At 70.5% G+C, this 18,428-nt stretch carries 6 protein-coding genes; all 6 read right to left on the bottom strand.

Going from position 1 to position 18,428, the window contains the following annotated elements; all coding sequences use genetic code 11:
- Positions 1-12: 12 nt before the first annotated feature.
- Genes A7U43_RS12690 through A7U43_RS12665 form a run of 6 tightly spaced genes read right to left on the bottom strand, consistent with a single transcriptional unit; the run spans position 13 to position 18,384 of the window.
- A complete protein-coding gene (locus A7U43_RS12690) occupies positions 13-4,449 on the bottom strand; it encodes a non-ribosomal peptide synthetase (protein ID WP_067995521.1) in 4,437 nt (1,478 codons plus the stop codon).
- Entirely contained in the window at positions 4,449-9,866 is a 5,418-nt protein-coding gene (locus tag A7U43_RS12685; RefSeq protein WP_067995520.1) for a non-ribosomal peptide synthetase, read from the bottom strand. Before A7U43_RS12685 ends, A7U43_RS12690 begins: the two co-directional genes overlap by 1 nt.
- A complete protein-coding gene (mbtD, locus tag A7U43_RS12680; RefSeq protein ID WP_067995518.1) occupies positions 9,863-12,790 on the bottom strand; it encodes a mycobactin polyketide synthase MbtD in 2,928 nt (975 codons plus the stop codon). Before mbtD ends, A7U43_RS12685 begins: the two co-directional genes overlap by 4 nt.
- The gene (locus A7U43_RS12675; protein WP_067995515.1) at positions 12,790-14,103 is read right to left on the bottom strand and encodes a beta-ketoacyl [acyl carrier protein] synthase domain-containing protein; all 1,314 of its coding nucleotides are present in this window, start codon (positions 14,101-14,103) and stop codon (positions 12,790-12,792) included. The genes mbtD and A7U43_RS12675 overlap by 1 nt, the downstream gene beginning before the upstream one ends.
- Before the next feature lie 49 nt (positions 14,104-14,152).
- Complete coding sequence (locus tag A7U43_RS12670; protein ID WP_067995514.1) at positions 14,153-14,878, bottom strand: thioesterase II family protein; 726 nt, start codon at positions 14,876-14,878, stop codon at positions 14,153-14,155.
- Positions 14,875-18,384, bottom strand: a complete 3,510-nt coding sequence (locus A7U43_RS12665) for a non-ribosomal peptide synthetase (RefSeq protein WP_067995513.1) — start codon at positions 18,382-18,384, stop codon at positions 14,875-14,877. The genes A7U43_RS12670 and A7U43_RS12665 overlap by 4 nt, the downstream gene beginning before the upstream one ends.
- Positions 18,385-18,428: the final 44 nt, after the last annotated feature.

Below are 18,428 nucleotides of genomic sequence, written 5' to 3'. Positions count from 1 at the left end.
TCAACCCCTTTGTCATGAAATCACCTCTCGTAGGGCGTCCTGCCACAGCGCCTGGAATGTCGCGACGTCGTCGGCGGACAGAATGTCGGGCAGTGTGCGCCACTGCGTGCCAAGCACCGGTGCGCCGTCCTTGTCCACAATCGCCGCATTGAGCGTGATCTCATGGCGCACCGCCAGATCCGGCTCCGGTACCCGGGAGACCTGGGACAGCAGGTCGCGCTCCAGCGTCAACGCCGAACCGGCCGGCGCCTGCCGCATCCGGCCCAGGTAGTTCAGCAGGATCTGCGGGCCGCGGTAGGCGCCGAGGCGCTGGGCGGTATCGGTACGCAGGTAGCGCAGCAGCGCGTAGTCGATACCGTCCCCCGGCATCGCGGCCAGCGTGGTGGTCACCGCAGCGAGATCCGACGATTCCAGACGCACCGGGTAGATCGCGCTGAGCAGCCCCACCGTGTCGCCGGTGTCGATCCGACGCCCTGTGTGCCCGGCCGAGACCACGCCGTCGGCACGCCCGTGCGTTTCTAGCGCCAAAAGCGTTGCGGGCGTGGTCTGCCCGCGCCTTTGGCGCCACTTGGTCAGCGCCCGGGCGGTGGCCGCGGCCAACACCTCGGGCACCGGGATCGGCGCGGCCAGCAGCTGCGCGGTGACGGTGCGCCCTACGAAGGACATCGACACCGCCACATCCGCGGCGCGGTCGGTGTCCGGGCACACCCGGCGGGTGCCGATATCGGGATCGGCACCGGCGAGTTGACGTTCCCAATACCCGCAGGTGTCGAGCGTGCGGGCCCGCTCGCTCAGCAGGCGCGCCCACTGCCGCAGTGAGGTGTGCTCGCGCACCGCAACAGGCGCCCGTCCCGCGGCCAGGGCGTGCCAACCACTTTCGAGCTCCCCCAGCACGATCTGCCAGGACGCCGGATCCATCGCCAGCACGTGGGCGGTCAGCACCAGGATCTCGGCGCCGCTGTCATGGTGCAGCCAGACGGCGGCGAACATCGCGCCCCGTTCGGGGTCCAGACGCTGCACCGCGGCGTCGGTGTGCCGGGCGACGGCCGCCGCCAGGTCGCCCGACTCCCGCGCCTCGGTGAGCGGATCGCACACCGGATGGTCGACCAGTGTCATTGCCGCACGGTCCAATCGGCTACGCAGCGCCGCATGTCCGTCGATCACCGCGCGCAGTAGTGCCGCCAGCTGTTCGCGGGTGGCGCCCCCGGGCAGCCGGATCACCTCGGTGGAGGCCAACCTTCGCGGATCACCGTGGGCCAGCAGCCAGTGCCCGGCGGGCAGCAGCGGTATCGGGCCGGTGTCGTCGGCATCGGGCTGTTCGGCATCGCCATCGGCGTCGATCGCCGCGGCGAGTTCGCGGATACTGGCGCATTCCAGCATCAGCCGGGCCCGCAGGGACACCCCGCGCCTGCGCACCGCCTGCACCACCGACAGCGCCACGATGCTGTCCAGACCGAGGTCGAGGAAGTCGGCGTCGACGTCGACCACGGTGGTGTCCAGCAGTTCGCCGAGCACCTCGGCCAGCACGATCTCGGTCTCGGTGCTGGGTGCGGCAGACTGGTCTGCGCCGCCCGCGCGGTGGGTGTCGAACGCGGCCAGGGCGGCATCGTCGACCTTGCCGTGCGAGGTCAGCGGAATCGCCTCGACGTCGATGATGTGATGTGGAACAAGATATTTCGGCAGCACACCGGTCAGCATCCTGCGCAGTTCGACCGTGCTGGTATCGGTGACCACATAGGCCGTCAGCCGCGGACCGCTGCGGTGCCGGCGCACCGCGACATGCGCCTGCCGGACACCGGGATGGCGGTGCAGAGCGGCCGCCACCTCCGCGGGCTCCACCCGGAACCCGCGGATCTTGACCTGGTCGTCTCTGCGGCCGAGGAACTGCAGGGTCCCGTCCGGCAGGCGGCGCACGATGTCACCGGTGCGGTACATCCGTGCGCCGGGGGTGGCGGGATCGGCGACGAAGCGGGCCGCGGTCTCCCCCGCGCGCCCCAGGTAACCGCGGGTCAGCTGGGCGCCCGCCAGGTACAGCTCACCGGCCACCCCGACCGGCACCGCGCGCAGCCAGCTGTCCAGCACCTGCGCGGTCATCGACCCGGTCGCCCGGCCGATGCAGGGCCGGGCACTGTCGGCAATCGCGGCCACGACGGCCTCGACGGTGGTCTCGGTCGGTCCGTAGCAGTTGTGGGCCCGCACACCGGTGCGCTCACATTCGGCGCGGATCCCCTGCCAGGCCGCGAGATCGATGTTCTCCCCGCCGAGCGCCAAAACCGCCAGCGGCACCGTCGACAGCAGTCCGGCCGCCCGCAGTTGGGTGAACATCGACGGTGTGGTGTCGATCATGTCCAGACCGAAGCGCCCGATGGTGGCGACCAGCGCCTCGGCGTCGCGTTGCACGTCGTCACCGACGATGTGTACACGGTGGCCACCGAGCAGCGCGACGAGCGGCTGCCACGCCGCGTCGAAGGTGAACGACCAGGCGTGCGCGATGTTCAGCGTGCGGCCCAGCCGGGACTGTGCCGGACTCAGCACGTCACGCACGTGAGCATGCCCGTAAGCCAGCAACGCGCTGTGCGTTCCTATGACACCCTTGGGTTTTCCGGTCGTTCCCGAGGTGAAGATGATGTAGGCGCCCTGCTCCGGCCGGATCCGGGCCGGCCGGAAACCCGGCCCGGTTTCGGCGCCCGCGGCGGACAGCAGAGCGTCATCGATGACGAGTTCGGCGCCGGTCTGACCGAGGATCTCGCGCACCCGTTCGGCGGGCATCCCCGGATCCAGCGGCACGATCATGCCGCCGGCCTTCAGCACGCCCAGCATGGCGACCACGTAGTCGGGACTGCGCGGCAACAGGATCGGCACCGGGGTCTCCGCGCCGACACCCCTGCGCTGCAGTTCGGCGGCCACCCGGTCGGCGGCGGCGTCGAACTCACGGTAGCTCAGTTGGCCTGCCGCACCGAACCTGGACGCGGTGGCCGGGTCCCAGCTCAGCGCGATCTCGTCCGGACGCTCGGCCGCCACGGCGGATACCGCGGTGTGGAAACCCTCCACCGCACTGCCGGATTCACCGATCTCGGTGCTGGTGAGCTCGGCGTCGAGGGTGACCGTCACCTCCCGCATCGGGCGTCCCCAGCATGCCAGCAGGCGCCCCACGACGGCCAGCACCCGCTGCCCGAGGGTTTGTGGATCGAGCAATCCCAGCGCGCCGTCCAGGGTTTCGACCAGCACGGTGAGACGTCCGTGCGTCGGGTGCGCGGCGATGGTGACCGGGAAATGCGCCAGGCTCTCCAGCGCGGCGGGGCGGATCACCGCGGAGCCGAGATCGAACTCGCTGCTGCCGACGAGTCCGCCGGGCGGGAAGTTCTCGTACACCAGCAGCGTGTCGTACAACTCGCCGATGCCGCCCGCCGCGCGTAACTCGGTGTGGCTCAGGTAGCCGTGGTCACGCAGTTCGGCCGCCTCGCGCTGCAGCGCACGACACAGCGACCCAACCCGCTCGGTGGGGTCGAGCCGGATCCGCAGCGGCACGGTGTTGATGAACAGCCCCACCATGGCCTCAACCCCGGACAGCTCGTCGGGACGACCGGAGACGGTCACCCCGAACACCACATCGGAGCGATCGGTGAAGGCGGACAGTATTGCCGCCCAAGCCATCTGAAACAGGGTGCTGACGGTGACGCCGCGCGCCCGGGCGGCCTCCAGCAGGGCGTCGGTGGCCCGCTCGTCGAGCTCCACCTCGGTGCGGGTGGGCAGGCCTGCCGTGGCCTCGCCGCCCAGGGCCGGGGTCAGCAGCGTCGGGCCGTCCAGGTCGGCGAGGTGGGCGCGCCAGCGCTCCCTGCTGATTTCCGGGTCCCGGCCGGCCAGCCAGCCGATGTAGTCACGGTAGGGTCGCGGCGCGGGCGGCAGCGCGGCGAGATCGCCACCGGCCCGGTACAGCCCGATGAGCTCGCCGACGAACACCGGCAGCGACCAGCCGTCGATGACGATGTGGTGCGCGACCACCACCAGCCGCCAGCTGAGTTGCGGCAGCTGCACCAGCAGGAACCGGATCGCCGGGCCCTTGCCGAGGTCGAATGGCCTGCTGCGCGCCTCGGCCTCCAGCGCCGCGGCCTCATCCGCGCTCGCCACGACGTGCTGCCAGGGCAACTCGAACGTCGACGGGACCACGGCGACCGGCCGGCTCAGATTGCCCTGGAAGAAGCTGACCCGCACGTTCGGGTGGCGTTCCAGCATCGTCTCGGCGCAGGATCTCAGCAGGTCGGGGTCCAGGTCACCCTCGATATCCGCGGCCATCGCGATGAAATACGGGTCGGCTCCGGCTTCCCGGTCGGTGAGACCGGCCAGCGAATACAGCCCCTGCTGCAGCGGGCTCAGTGCCATCACATCGGTGATGGTGGGTCTGTCCGCGGGCTGGGCGCCGGCCACGGTGGGACTGGGGGGTCCGGCCATCAGTTGTCGGTGCCCCATCCCGCGGTCAACGCGGCCAGCTCGTCGGAGGACAGCCCGGAGGCCGCCATCGGCTCGTGGTGGGCATCGACGCTCACGTCGGCGTGGGTCACCTTCGCGTCGACGGCGGCGGCGAGTTCGGCCAGCACGGGATGCTCGAACACCATCCGAGCGGTCAACGGCATCCCGGCATCGCGGGCCCGCGCCGCCAGCTGCACGGCCAGGATGCTGTCCCCGCCGAGGGTGAAGAAGTCATCGAGGCGACCGAACCGCTCCGCCGACAGCAGGTCGGTCAGCATGGCCGCCAATGCGCGTTCGGTCTCGGTGCGGGCCGGTTCACTCGGCGCGGCACTGGTGATGACCGGCCTCGGCAACGGACCGGTCAACGCATCCAGCACAGTGATCGGCAGTGCCGCAAGCGGTTCCGGTAGCGCGGCGGTGTCGAGCGGGGACGCCGGGTCGGTCAACACCACGTACGCACCCAGCACCGGGCCGCCGCGGGTCTCCCAGTATCTGGTCGCCGCCGCGGCCACGCCGGGTAGGGCCTCCAGTGCGGCCTGCACCTGCAGATCACCGCTGGCCACATACTCCAGACCACCCTCGGCACTCCACCGGGCGCGATCACCGGTGCGGTACAGGTAGGCGGTGTCATCGGAGTCCCGGTACGGGTTCTCCGGGTAACGGAGCGCGGTTGCGGGCGTGGCCGTGCGGGCGGCGGCGTCGACACCGCCACCGGCGTAGTAGACCTCACCGGTCACCCCGACGGCGGCCGGGTTCAACCAGTCGTCGAGAACGAACACCCGATCGGCCCCGGCAGTCTGCGGCAGGCCCGTCCGTGGTGAGGTGGCGTGGCTCCACTGCGTCACCGTATGGGCGGCGTCCGCGATGGCGATATCACGCAGGGTGGCGTCCGGGTTGTCGGCGAACACCGCGATGACCCGGCCCAGCCAGCTGACCAACCGCTGCGCGGTCTCCGGGCGGTAGAGCTCGGTGCGGTAGATGACGGTGCCCTGGTATCCCGCCGGGCTACCGTCGGCGGCCATCTCGGCGAAGAAGTTCAGCGACAGATCGGCGTGCGCCACGTCGAACGTCGGTTCCAGTGCGGTGAAACGGGTTTCGCCGTCCTCGGAGACGTCGATGACCTGGTCGGACGGCAGTTCCTCGCGCACGTGGACCACGACGCCGAACAGCGGGTTGCGCGACAGCGTGCGCACCGGACTGACCGCGTCGACGACGCGGTCGAAGGGCAGGTCCTGATGCGCATAGGCGCCCAGTGCCATCTCCCGGGCCCGGCGCAGCACCTCACGCACGGTCGGGTTGCCGTCCAGCCGGTTACGCAGCACCACGATATTGATGAAAAAGCCGATCAGGCCGTCGAGTTCGGGCTCGGTGCGCCCGGCCACCGGGGTGCCGATCGGGATGTCGGTCCCCTCACCGGCCTTGTGCAGGGCGACCGCGACGGCGGCCTGCAGCAGCATGAACTCGGTGATACCGAGTTCGCGGGTCAGTCCCGCCAACCGTGCGCGGGTGTCGGCGTCGATGGTGAACGGCAGCGCCGCGCCTTCGCCGTCAGGCACCGGCGGGCGCGGGAAGTCCGGGCGCAGCCCGTTGTCCTCCGGCAGGCCCGCGAGCTGTTCCACCCAGTAGTCACGCTGGGCGGCGATGCTCTCGGTCTGGCCGCCGAGCAGCTGCGCCTGCCACGCCGCGTAATCGGCGTACTGCACCGGCAGCGGCGCGAAGTCCGGCTCCTGCCCGGCGCTGCGGGCCCGGTAGGCGGTCAGGATGTCGGTGAACAGCACACCGGCCGACCAGTGGTCGGCGGCGATGTGATGCACCACCAGCGACAGCACATGCTGGTCCGGCGCGCCGTGGGCATCATCGGATGTCGTCGAGAGCACCGCGGCCCTGATCGGCCACTCGTGCTCCAGGTCGAAGCAGTGCCGCCGTTCGGCCGTCAGCTCGGCGTGCAGCCACTCCTCGCCGACGCCGCGCGCCCGCCGGACCGGGACCGCCGCGCCGGGGTGGATGATCTGGTACGGCGAACCGTCGATCTCCCGGTAGGTGGTGCGCAGGATCTCGTGCCGGTGCACCACATCGGTGACCGCCGCGACGAAGGCCTGCGGGTTGTTCGGTCCGCTCAGGCGCGCAGCGAACGGAATGTTGTTGACCGGGTTGGGGCCGTCGATACGGAACTGGAACCATTGCCGCAGTTGGGCCGCCGACATCTGCCGCGGACCGTCGTGCGCGACGGCCACCATGGCCGGCCGGTCGGAGCGACCGCCGGCCGCGGCGACGGTATCGATGTGCGCGGCGATTCCGCTGACGGTGCCGAGCTCGAAGATATCCTGCACCCCGATGTCCACCCGACAGCGTGCCCGTACCGCCGCGACCAGCTTGGTGGCCAACAGCGAATGTCCGCCGAGTTCGAAGAACGAGTCATCGGCGCCCACGGTGTCGCGGCCGAGCAACTCGCCGAACAGCTCGGCGACCTCCCGCTCGGTATCGCTGCCGGGTTCGCGGTACGCGGTGGCCACGATGATTTCGGGTTCCGGCAACGCTTTTCGGTCGATCTTGCCGTGCGCGGTGATCGGGATCTCGTCGATCACGACATAGGCCGCGGGGATCATGTACTCGGGCAGGGCGGCGGCGACGCGAGCCCGGATCCGGTCGATCTCGACGCCACCGGATTCGCCGGCCGCCGTGACATAGGCGACCAGGCTCTTACCCAACCCGGGTGCGTCGCTGACCACGACGACGGACTGGCCCACCGACGGGTCCACCGAGATCGCGGCGGCCACCTCACCGAGTTCGATCCGGAAGCCGCGGATCTTGACCTGCTCATCGGCGCGGCCGACGAATTCGATGTCGCCGTCGGCGTTACGCCGGGCGAGGTCACCGGAGCGGTACATCCGCATTCCCGGGTTGAACGGGTCGGCGACGAAACGCTCGGCGGTCATGCCCGGTCGGCGATGGTAGCCGTGCGCGACATGTGTTCCACCGATGTAGATCTCGCCGATCACCCCGACCGGGACGGGCTGCAGGTGGTCGTCGAGAAGGTGCATGGTGGTGTTGATCTTCGGGGTGCCGATCGGCACGATGCGCGACCCCTGCTTGCCCTCGACCTTGTAGCGGCTGCAGTTGAGCACCGTCTCGGTGGGCCCGTAGAAGTTGTGCAGCAGGGCGTCGAAGGTGGCATGGAACTTGTCGGCGACCTCGCCGGGCAGCGCCTCGCCGCCGATCGGGACACGCTGCAGCGTCCGCCATTCGTTGACCCCGGGCAAGGACAGGAACAGCCCCAGCAGCGACGGGACGAAATGCATCGACGTGACGCCCTCGGTGCGGAGCAGGTCGGTCAGGTAGCCGATATCGGTGAGGCCGTCGGGTTTCGGGATGACCAGGCGGGCGCCGGCGGCGAGCATGCCGAAGATCTCACCGATGGACACGTCGAAGCCCTGGGAAGCCACCTGGAGCAGGCGATCCTGATCGGACACCTGGTATTCCGGACCGAACCAGGCGAAATACTCGGCGATCGGCCGGTGCGGCACCGGCACACCCTTGGGCAGGCCGGTCGAGCCGGAGGTGTAGATCAGGTAAGCGGTGTTCTCCGGCAGCAGCGGACGCACCCGATCGGCGTCGGTGGGGTCGGCCCCGGGATAGCCGTCCAGGTCGGCGCCCAGTTCGCGCAGCACGACCGAGGGGGCGGAGTCGGCGAGGATGTAGTTGAGCCGGTCTTCGGGGTAGCTCGGGTCGACCGGCAGGTACACCGCACCGGCCTTCACGATGCCGAGGGCGGCGATGACCAACTCGGGCGATTTCTCCATCAGCACCGCGACGCGGTCTTCGGTCCCGATTCCCTGGCTGATCAGCTTGTGCGCCAACCGGTTCGCTGTCTCGTTGATCTCACGGTAGCTGTAGTGGCGACCCTCGTACACCACGGCGGTCACCTCGGGCGTCTTGGCCGCCTGCTCCTGCACCAACGCGGCCAGGGTGGTCGCGGGGCTGTCGAACCGCTCACCGCACGACACCGTGCGCATCCACTCGGCGTCCGCCACGGACAGGACGTCCAGCCGTGCCACCGGGCGCTGCGGGTGCTCCAACGCGCTGTCCAGCAGTACCGCAAAGGATTTCAGCATGCGCGCAGCCAGGTCCGCGTCGATGATCTCGGTGAGGTGCTCGGCCTCCACCACCGCGTTCGTCCCGTCCCACTCGACCATGAAGCCCAGCGGCAGCTGGGTGACGTGCCCGCGCAGGTCACCGCGGCGGCACTGCACCCCCTCGGGGCGGAAGCCACCGCCGTCGGGTTCACGGAATCCGAAGCTCACCCGCGTCATCCGCTCGGCGCCGTGACGCCGGTCTGGATTGAGTTCCCGCACCACCCGATCCAGGTTGATGCGCTGGTGGGCGAAGGCGCCCAGGGCGGTGTCGCGGGTGTCGAGGACCAGCTCACGGAATCCTCGGGTCGGCTGCGGACGCAGCCGCATGGCCACCGTGTTGCCGTAGTAGCCGATGGCGTCGTCGGTGCCGCGGTTGAGGACCGGGCTGGCCACCAGGAAGTCATCGGTGTGGGTGTAGCGGTAGATCAGCACACCGAAGGCGGCGAGCAACACCATGTACGGGGTGGACCCGGTCTCGCGGGCCAGCACGGCCACCTTGGCGACAGTCTCGGGCGCCAGCGCCAGCGAGCTGCGCTGGGAGCGGAATCCGGTCGGGACCGCCGATCCGGTCGGCCCCGGAAGCTCCAGCGGCTCGGGCGGATCGGCGAGCACGGCGCGCCAGTGCGCCAGATCCTGGTCGGTGGTGTCGGGTGCCGGGGCCGGGGGCCGCGGCGCGGGGCCGAGGTCGGCGCCACCGTAGGCCGCGGTGAGATCGGCGAAGAACACCCGCCAGCTGCCGTCGTCCCAGGCGATGTGGTGGGCGACGAGCAGCATCACGTGCTCGTCGGCAGCCAAGCGCACCAGCGTGATCCGCAGCGGCGCGTCGGCGGCCAGGTCGAAGCTCCGGCCGAACTCCCGCTGGGCCAGTACCTCCAGGCGCAGGCCGCGGGCCCGCTCGGACATCTCCGAGAGGTCGTGCAGCGCCCACCCCGGGGTCAGGTCGTCGTGCAGGACGGCCCGCGGTTCGCCGTTCTCGTCGGCGGCATAGGTGGTGCGCAGCACCGGGTGCCGGCGTGCCACCGCGTTCAGCGCGGTGTGCAGCCGGCCGGCGTCCAGTGCGCCCGTCAGCCGGTAGGACAGGCTGATGTTCAGCAGCACCCCGGTCGGGTCGAGCGCCTGCACGAACCACATCCGGCGCTGGCCGTCGGACAGTGCCCGCTCATCGCCCTCGGCGGCGGCGTTCTGGGCCAGGCCGCGCTCGGCGAGTTTGCGGCGCATCAATTCGAGGCGGGATGACGCAACGGTTGCGGATACGGTGTCAGTCACTTCAGGCGTGCCTTCTTCTCAGGTCGTGTCAGGTGCTCAAGTACCTCTTCGACGGTGGCCCCGCCGAGGATGGTTGCCAGCGGCACATTGACCCCGGCGGCTGTCTTGAGCTTCTTGCGTAGGTCGAGCGCCAACAGTGAGTCGACGCCCAGATCGAGCAGTGAGGCGGAGGGCTCCAGCGCCGTATCCGCCGGCAGGTTGAGCACCGACCCGAGTGCCACCCGCAGGATGCCGGCCTCATCCAGCCCGTCCGTTGACATTTCCGGCGGCCCGGCCGCCGGCGGCTGCGCCGGCGCTTCCCCCAGGAACATCTGCAGCCGGGTCGGGTCGGCGGTGAACACCAGCGGGTCCCCGGCGAAGTCCCGCAGGCAGACCTCGACGGCACGCTCCGGTGCCATCGCGAGCAGCCCGGACCGCTGCACGCGGGCGACCTCGTCGGCATCGATGATGCCGGGCTGACCCTCTGCGCCCGGCCACAGCCCCCAGCGCACCGATGTGCAGTGCCTGCCATCGCCGCGCAGTTGCCCCGCCATCACGTCGAGCAGCCGGTTCGCCGCCGCGTACGCGGTGTGACCCTGGCCGCCCCACAGGCCGGATACCGAGGAGCACAGGATGATTCGCGCATCGTCGCGCAGCGGCCAGGCTGCGGTGAATCCGGCAAGCCCGGCCACCTTCGCCGCTACGGTGGCGGCGAATCCCGCACCGGTGAGCTCGCGGTGCCCGGTGATGGTCGCCGCCCCCGCGGCATGGATGACCAGCGACGCACCGCCGGAACCGAATTCGGCCGCCACGGCGGCCACCGCCTCGGGATCGGTGATATCGCAGGGCGGTGCCAGCACCTCGACACCGACCCGACGCTGTGGGTCGGCCCCGGTGCGTCCGAGCAGCACGATGCGACGCGCCCCGTGCGCGACGAGGTAGTCGACGAAATGCGAACCGACCGCACCCGTACCGCCGGTGATCACCACATTGTCGAACACCCGGGACGCGTCCCAGGCCGGGTGCGGCAGCGGGTGCTCGGCCGTGCCGCGCTCGTACAGTGCGGCCCCGGAATCGGTGCGCCGTACTGCGATTTCGGCGGGTGTGCCGCGCAGGGCGACGGCGGCGAGCGCGGTCACCGCGGCGTCGATATCCCACGACGGCAGGTCGAGATGACCGAATGTCTGGTCGGGGTGTTCCAGTCCGACACTGCGGTGCATCGCGGCCAGTGCGGCCTGGGCCGGCAGCGGGCCCGGTTCGCCGGGGCGTACCTGTTCGGCACCGACGGTGACGAGCCAGACGTCGCGGCAGCGCGCTCCGATGGCGTCGGTGTAGCGCAGCAGACCCGTCTCGATGCGGGCCGCGAGGTCGTGGCCGGCGGTCACCGCGTCCAGGTGATCCAGCACCGGGCAGACCACGACCAACAGGTCGGCCTCGCCCGGGTCGGTGCTGCCCAGTGCGGTCCGCAGTGTGACGGCGAGCCGGCCGTCGTCACCGAGGTCGAGGACGGCGGCGCGGCGCGGGCCGACCGGCGCCGGCGGGCGCTGCTCCCACCGCTCGGTGAGCACCTTCAGTCCCGGCACCGGCGGCAACGGCTCGGGCGCGGCCCACAGCCGCTGGGTCCGCATCGGCGCGAACGGGAAGTCGCGCAACAATTCCCCGTCCCGGGCACCCCAACGGAATCCGGGATCCGCCAGAGCCACCGCAGCCAGGTTTGCCGACAGCCGGTCGACGAGGGCCTCGTCGCGGCGACCCGACCCGACCATCAGCGGCGGGTCCGGCGCATCCTCGAGAGTGTCGGCCATCGCGTAGAGCAGCGCCGGGTGCGCCGACAACTCGACGAACGTCTGCGCGCCGGCGGCCACCGCGGCACGTACGGCGTCGTCGAAGCGCACCGTGTTGCGCAGGTTGGCATACCAGTATTCGGCGAAGTCGGTACCCGCGGCGACGGTCTGCCCGGTCGCCGAACCGATGAACGGCACCTGGGCCGCATCGAAGGCAGCTGCGGGCAGCATTGATTCGAGCTCGGCGCGTTTGCCGTCCAGTTTGGTGGTATGGGCCGGGAACCACATCTCGATCTGTTTGGCGAACCGGCCGCTCTCGCCGACCCGGCGCACCACCGCGGCGACGGCAGCGGTGTCACCGGACACCGCCACCGAGGACCGGGAGTTCACCACCGAGAGTTCCAGCCAGCCCGGCGTTTCTGTAATCGCCCGCTGCGCCTGTTCGGGATCCACCCCGAGCACCGCCACCCGGTAGGGCCCGGTGAGACCGTCGAGCAGGGTGGCGCGGGAGACGACCACGCCGACGGCCGCATCGAGGGTGATGGCACCGGCGATGTGGGCGGCGCCGATCTCGCCGAGGCTGTGCCCGACGGTGATGTCCGGCGTCACCCCACAGGACTGCCACACCCGGGCCAGCGCCACGCCGTGCACGAACTGCGCACCCTGGATCTGCACCTGGGAGAAGTCGTTGGTCCGTGCGCCAGGATCGGCGAGCAGATACGACAGCGGCGAGGGGTGCCCGCCCGCGGCGAAGACCGCCGCGCAGCGGTCGGCCGTGTCGCGGTAGACCGGCAGCCGGCCATACGCCTCGACGCCCATCGACGGCCACTGGCTGCCCTGCCCGGGGAAGACGAACGCGGTGCGTGGTCGGGCGCTGTGGGCCGACCGCGTGACCAGCGGGTGGTCCGCCCCGGCCTGCACGGCGCGTAGCGCCTCGGTGAGTTCGGCGATATCGCCGGCCCGGATCAGGGTTCGGAACGTGCGTACCCGCCGGGTTCCGGCCAGGGTCGCGGCCACCCGGGTGACATCGGCCGCGGTGCGCAGGCCGGGCCTGCGGCGCAGGTACGCCAGGATCGCGCCGGCGTCCGCGGCGGTGAGGCCCTCGGCGTGCGCGCTCAGCAAGACCGGGATCCGGCCGTCGGGCAGGGTGTCGATACTCATCACGCGGCCCGTCCGACGGTGTCCGGGATGGCCACGACGGCGTGCGTGTTGGTGCCGCTCATCCCGAAGGCCGATACCGCGCCGAAGCGTTCGCCGCCCACGGCCGGCCATTCGGTGAGCTCGGTGGCAAGGCGCAGACCCTGTGCTGCCCAGTCGATCTCCCGGCTCGCGGTGTCGGTGTGCAGGCTGGCGGGTATGGCGCCGTGCTGGGCGGCGAGGATCACCTTGGCCAGTCCGAGCGCGCCGGCGGCGGCCTGGGTATGGCCCACATTGGATTTCACCGAGCCGAGCAGCGGCCCGGCGCCGGGCGCGGTGGCGCCATAGGTCCGGGCCAGGGCCCGCAGTTCGGTGCGGTCGCCGAGGCGGGTCGCGGTGCCGTGGCCTTCGATCATGCCGACGTCCTCCGGCCGGACCCCCGCGCGGGCGATGGCGCGGGCGAACAGCCGCTGCTGGGCGGCGCCGCTGGGGGCGGTCAGCCCGACGGTCCGTCCGTCGGAGTTGACGGCGGTGGCACGCACCTCGGCCAGGATCGGCCGGCCGTCCCGCAGCGCCGCGGACCGGCGCTGCAGCAGGAACATCCCGGCGCCCTCGGCCCAGACGGTGCCGCTGGCCGCCGCACTGTAGGGGCGGCAGTGCCCGTCATCGGACAGTGCGTGCTGCTTGGAGAATTCGACGAAGTAGCCCGGGCTGCCCATCACGCACACTCCCCCGGTCAGCGCCATATCGCAGTCGCCGCCGCGTACCGCGCCGACGGCCGTGTGCAGCGCGGCCAGCGCCGAGGAGCAGGAGGTGTCCACGGTGAGGGCGGGCCCGGCCAGATCCAGGGTGTAGGCGATGCGACCGGAGATGACTCCCAGCGACGTTCCGGTGATGAGATGCCCGCTGTGGTGTGAGTATTGCGACAGTGGCGGCCCGTATTCCAGTGCCGACGCCCCGATATAGCAACCGATGTCGTGTCCGGCGACATCGTCGGGGTTGATCCCGCTGTTCTCCAGGGTGCGCCAGGCCAGCCGCAGTGCCACCCGCTGCTGGGGGTCCATGGCCACCGCCTCGCGTGGCGAGATGCCGAAGAATGCCGGGTCGAAACTTGCCGCCCCGGTGAGGAAGCCACCCAGATCATGGATCGGTTTGAAGCTGTCGCGGCGCGATCCCTCCAGCAGGTCGGCCACCGACCAGCCGCGGTCGGTCGGGAACGGCCCGAGCGCCTCCCGTTTCCCGGACAGCAGATCCCAGAACGAGTCCGCGGAATCGACGTCTCCGGGTGCCTCCACCGCCATGCCGACGATCACCACGGGATCGGGGTCGGCGGGCATGTCGTCGGAACGCCTGTCGTCGGAACGCCTGTCGTCGGAGCGCCTGTTCTCAGAGGGCATGGACCAGCTCCGCCACCTCGGCGATGTGCTCGTTGATGTAGAAGTGGCCACCGTCGAACATCGACACGGTGAAGGCGCCGGTGGTGTGGGTTTCCCAGCGGCGCAACATGTTCTCGTTGACCCGGTGATCGGCATCGCCACCGAGGGTGTGGATATCGGCGGCGATGCGAACACCCTCGTCGCAGGCGTAGCGGTTGAAGGCCGCGTAGTCGGCTCGCACGGCCAGCAGCAGCAGTTCCACGAAATCGTCATCGGCCAGCAACTGCGGGTCGGTGCCACCCAGATCGACCATCTCGGCGATGATCTCGGCTTCGGCCATCGGCAATGCCGGGGCGGCGGCGACCGTCGAGGGCGCCTCGCTGGCCGACACCCACAGCGAGTCGACCGCGATGCCCTTGCTCTCGGCGACGCGGGCGAACTCGAACGCCACCACCGCACCCATGCAGTGCCCGAACAACCGCAGCGGGCCGAGCCCGGCCCAGTCGCCGCCGTCGAAAAGGTCGGCGGCCAGGTCGCCGACGGTCTCCGGAGCCGGATGCGTCAGCCGGTCCCCGCGCTGCGGGTACTGCATGACGTAGGTGTCGGAGCCGCCCGCGGCCAGCGCGGCGCCCAGGGCACGGTAGGCCAGGGCGGCACCCCCGGCATGCGGGAACACCAGCGCGGCACCGCCACCGGCTCCCGAGTACCGCTTGATCCAGGGCTGAAACGAGCTCATGCGCGGCCCGCGGTGTCGAGTTCGGACACCACGTCGGCATCGTCCATGGCGGCGACCTCCAGGTACAGCTCGGCCACCAGTTCCAGGCGCTGCGCCTCGGATTCCCGCTCCATCAGGCGTTCGGCCAGCGCGGCGACCGTCCTGGTGGCGAACACGTCGGGCACCATGATGGTGGGTGTGTCGAGCCAGTCACGCACCTGCGCCACCACGTGCGTGGCCATCACCGAATCACCGCCCAGACCGAAGAAGTCGTCGTCCACGCCGATGGTGTCGCGACCCAGCAGGCCGGACATGATGTGGGCGAGTGCGGTTTCCAGCGGGGTGGACGGTGCGCGGTAGCCGCGCCCGGCGGGCAGTTCGGCCTCGGCCAGGCGCCCGGCCACCGCCTTGCGGTCGATCTTGCCGCCGACGGTGAACGGGATCCGGTCGGTGGTCACGATGACCTGCGGGATCATGTGGGCCGGCACCAGGCCGGCCATCGCGGTGAGGACCGCGTCGGCGTCCACCCCGGCATCGTCGATGCGGACCAGCGCACCAAGGACGTCGCGGTCGTACCCACCGGGCCGCTCGCCGCCGGCCGGAATCACCGCGGCCACGGCCGCGCCCACACCCGGCACCCGGCCCAGCGCCGCTTCCACCTCACCGAGTTCGATGCGGTACCCGCTGAGTTTGACGCGGTGGTCGGCGCGGCCGATGAACTCCAGGGTGCCGTCCGGCCAGTAGCGGGCCAGGTCCCCGGTGCGGTACCAGGTGCGGCCTTCGTACTCGACGAATTTCTCGGCTGTCAGGTCCGGGCGGCCGCGATAGCCGCGGGCGATGCCACGACCGGTGAACCAGAGTTCCCCGGGCACCCAGTCCGGGCTGTCTTCGCCGGTGGGGCTGACCACCCGGCAGGCGTTGTTGGGGAACGGCACACCGTAGGGCACCGAAGGGGCATTCGCGGGAATCCCCAGATCTGGGCCGGAGGCGGGCCCGATCTCGAAAATGGTGCCGTGGATCGCCGTCTCGGTCGCGCCGCCCAGTCCGGCGAACCGCATTCGGGGGGCGCGGGCACGCAATGCCCGGACCAGGTCGGGCCGCACCCAGTCCCCGCCGGTGAGCACCACCCGCAGCGAACTGAGGTCGCCGGGGACCTCGGTGAGCATCTGCAGCCAGCCGGGAAGGAAGTTGACCACCGATACCTTGTGTCGGGCGATCAACCGTGCCCAGCTGTCCGGATCGCGCCGCTGGTCCTCGTCGACCATGACGATGGCGCCGCCGGCGCGCAGGATGCCGAACACATCGGGTACCGACATGTCCGATTCCAGGTGCGAGAGCGCCAATTCCCGGTCCTCGGGCCCGATCTGGAAGTGCCGGTAGAGAAATTCCAGGGTGTTGAGCACCGCGTCGTGGGTCAGTTCCACACCCTTGGGCTCGCCGGTGGAACCGGAGGTGAACAGCACATAGGCCAAGTCGCTCGGTGCCACCGTGACGGGTTCGAATGGTGTCACGGCAGTGCCGATATCGACCATGCGTCGGAACGGGACACCGGCGGTGGCCAGCACGTCGGGAACGTCGTCGCCACAGACGAGCGCGAATGTCACCCCTGCGGTAGCCAGCATGCGTGCAGCCCGGTCGACGGGCTGATCGACACCGATCGGCAGGTAGGCCGCCCCGGCGGTGAGTATGCCGAGCAACGCGGGGATCTGCTGGGCGCCTTTGGGTCCCAGCACGGCGACGATATCGCCGGAGCCGACACCGCCGGCCTGCAGCGTGCCGGCCACCGCAAGCACTCGTTCTTTCAGTTCACCGTAGGTCAGCGTGTCGGTGCTCGCGATCAGCGCGGTGGCCGCGGGAGCGGCCTCGGCGTTGCGGAAGAAGCCGTCCACCAGGTTCTCACCGCTGGGGGCCGCGGTCGTGGCGTTGACGGCGTCGCGGACGGCGCGGGCGTCCGCCGACAGCGCGGGCGGGTCCGGTTCATCCCAGGCCGCGTCGCTCTCGGCCAGCCGGGCCAATTCGGCGATCTCGTAGGCGAACATCGCCTCCGGCACCCCGGGTGGGAAGGCCTGCACGCGGACGTCCCAGTTAATCATCAGTCCGTCGGCCAGCGGTGTGGCCTGGGCGTCGATGAGCACCTGCGGACCCTGGGAGATGGTCCACACCGGCTCACCGAACTGGTCGGTGACGTCGCCGGCGAACAGGTCCCCCAGCCCCAGCGCGCTGGTGTAGACGATGGTGGCCAGGGTCTGGGTACCGCGGTGCCTGCTCATATCGCGCAGCACGTCCAGGCCGGACACCGACGAGTGCGCGGCGGTGGCGTGCAGGACGTCCTGCACCGCCTGCGCTCGGGCGGCCGCCGAACCGGTGCCGGCCAGGTCGATGTCGAGCATCAGCGAGGAGGTGAAGCAGCCCACCAGTTTGTCGACGTCGGGATGATAGGGCTCGCGACCGAACATCGGCAGGTTGAGCAGGAAGCGTGCGTCGCTGGACCAGCGGGCCAGCGCGTTGGCGTACGCCGCGGCCACGGCCATCGCCGGTGTGATGCCCCGGCGATGTGCCGCGGCGAACAGCGCATCACGGGTCGGTACGTCGAAGATGTGCCATAACCTGATGCTGCGCAACGGGTTCTGCTGCTCGCCGCGCGGGACGAGCGGCAGCGCCGGCGGTTCGGGAAGATCGGGGATGCGCTCCGCCCACCATTGCCGGTCGGCCTCCGACGGCGGCGGGGTGGCCGCGGTCAGCCGGGCGCGGTACTCCCGGTAGGTGTAGCCCAGTTCGGGGAGATCGGCGCCGCGGTAGTAGGCCGCCAGATCGGCCATGAAGTTGCGATAGCTCACCGCATCGGCGGCCTGCATGTCCATGTCCACGTGCAGGCGGGTGCGACCACCGGGCAACTGCGACAACGAGATCTGCAGTACCTCGTTGTCCATCAGTTGATGCGACTTGTCGTCACGGATGCGTTCGAGACGCGCGTCGGCGGCAACGGCGTCCAGCGCCCGCAGGTCGTAGACGGTCACCGGCAAGCCGCGGTCGCCGATCCGCTGGGTGCCGTCCGGGAGGATCTCCTGGCGCAACATCGGATGGCGCACAGCAAGTTTGGTGGCTGCTTCCTGCAAACGAACGGGGTCGACATCGGTGCCGTCGAATTCGACGTAGAGGTGCGCGGCGACACCGCCGAGCTCCTGCTCACCGTGGCGGCCGACCCACATCGCGTGCGCGATGGGAGCCAGCGAGAAGGGCGCGCCGGGATCGTGATCGGGCGCGGTGGCCACGTCGACGACGGGTGCGGCGGGTGCATGCTCGGCCACCAGTTCCTGCCAGGCCCGCACCGTGGGGGTGGCGGCCAGCGCGGCGAACCCGACCTCGATGCCCTGTTTGCGCCAGCGTCCGGACAACGACATCATCCGGATGGAGTCCAGGCCGGAGGCGATGAGGTCGGCACCCGGATCCAATTCCTCCGGCGCGATTCCGAGCAGTTCTGCCACCTCCGCGCGAACGGTGTCTGATGTCGTCGCAGCGACGCCCACTCTGGTTCCTCCGAAGATTTAGTACAGGCTGCCCTAACTAGGGC

Source organism: Mycobacterium adipatum, assembly GCF_001644575.1.
Taxonomy (GTDB): domain Bacteria; phylum Actinomycetota; class Actinomycetes; order Mycobacteriales; family Mycobacteriaceae; genus Mycobacterium; species Mycobacterium adipatum.
Note: the sequence above shows the minus strand (reverse complement) of the source record. Positions and strands in the feature narration are given on the sequence as shown.

Bases quoted from the DNA above. Each gene is read 5' to 3' on its own strand.
- A7U43_RS12690 (WP_067995521.1), bottom strand. From the start codon at position 4,449: ATGGCCGGACCCCCCAGTCCCACCGTGGCCGGCGCCCAGCCCGCGGAC.
- mbtD (WP_067995518.1), bottom strand. From the start codon at position 12,790: ATGAGTATCGACACCCTGCCCGACGGCCGGATCCCGGTCTTGCTGAGC.
- A7U43_RS12675 (WP_067995515.1), bottom strand. From the start codon at position 14,103: ATGCCCGCCGACCCCGATCCCGTGGTGATCGTCGGCATGGCGGTGGAG.
- A7U43_RS12670 (WP_067995514.1), bottom strand. From the start codon at position 14,878: ATGAGCTCGTTTCAGCCCTGGATCAAGCGGTACTCGGGAGCCGGTGGC.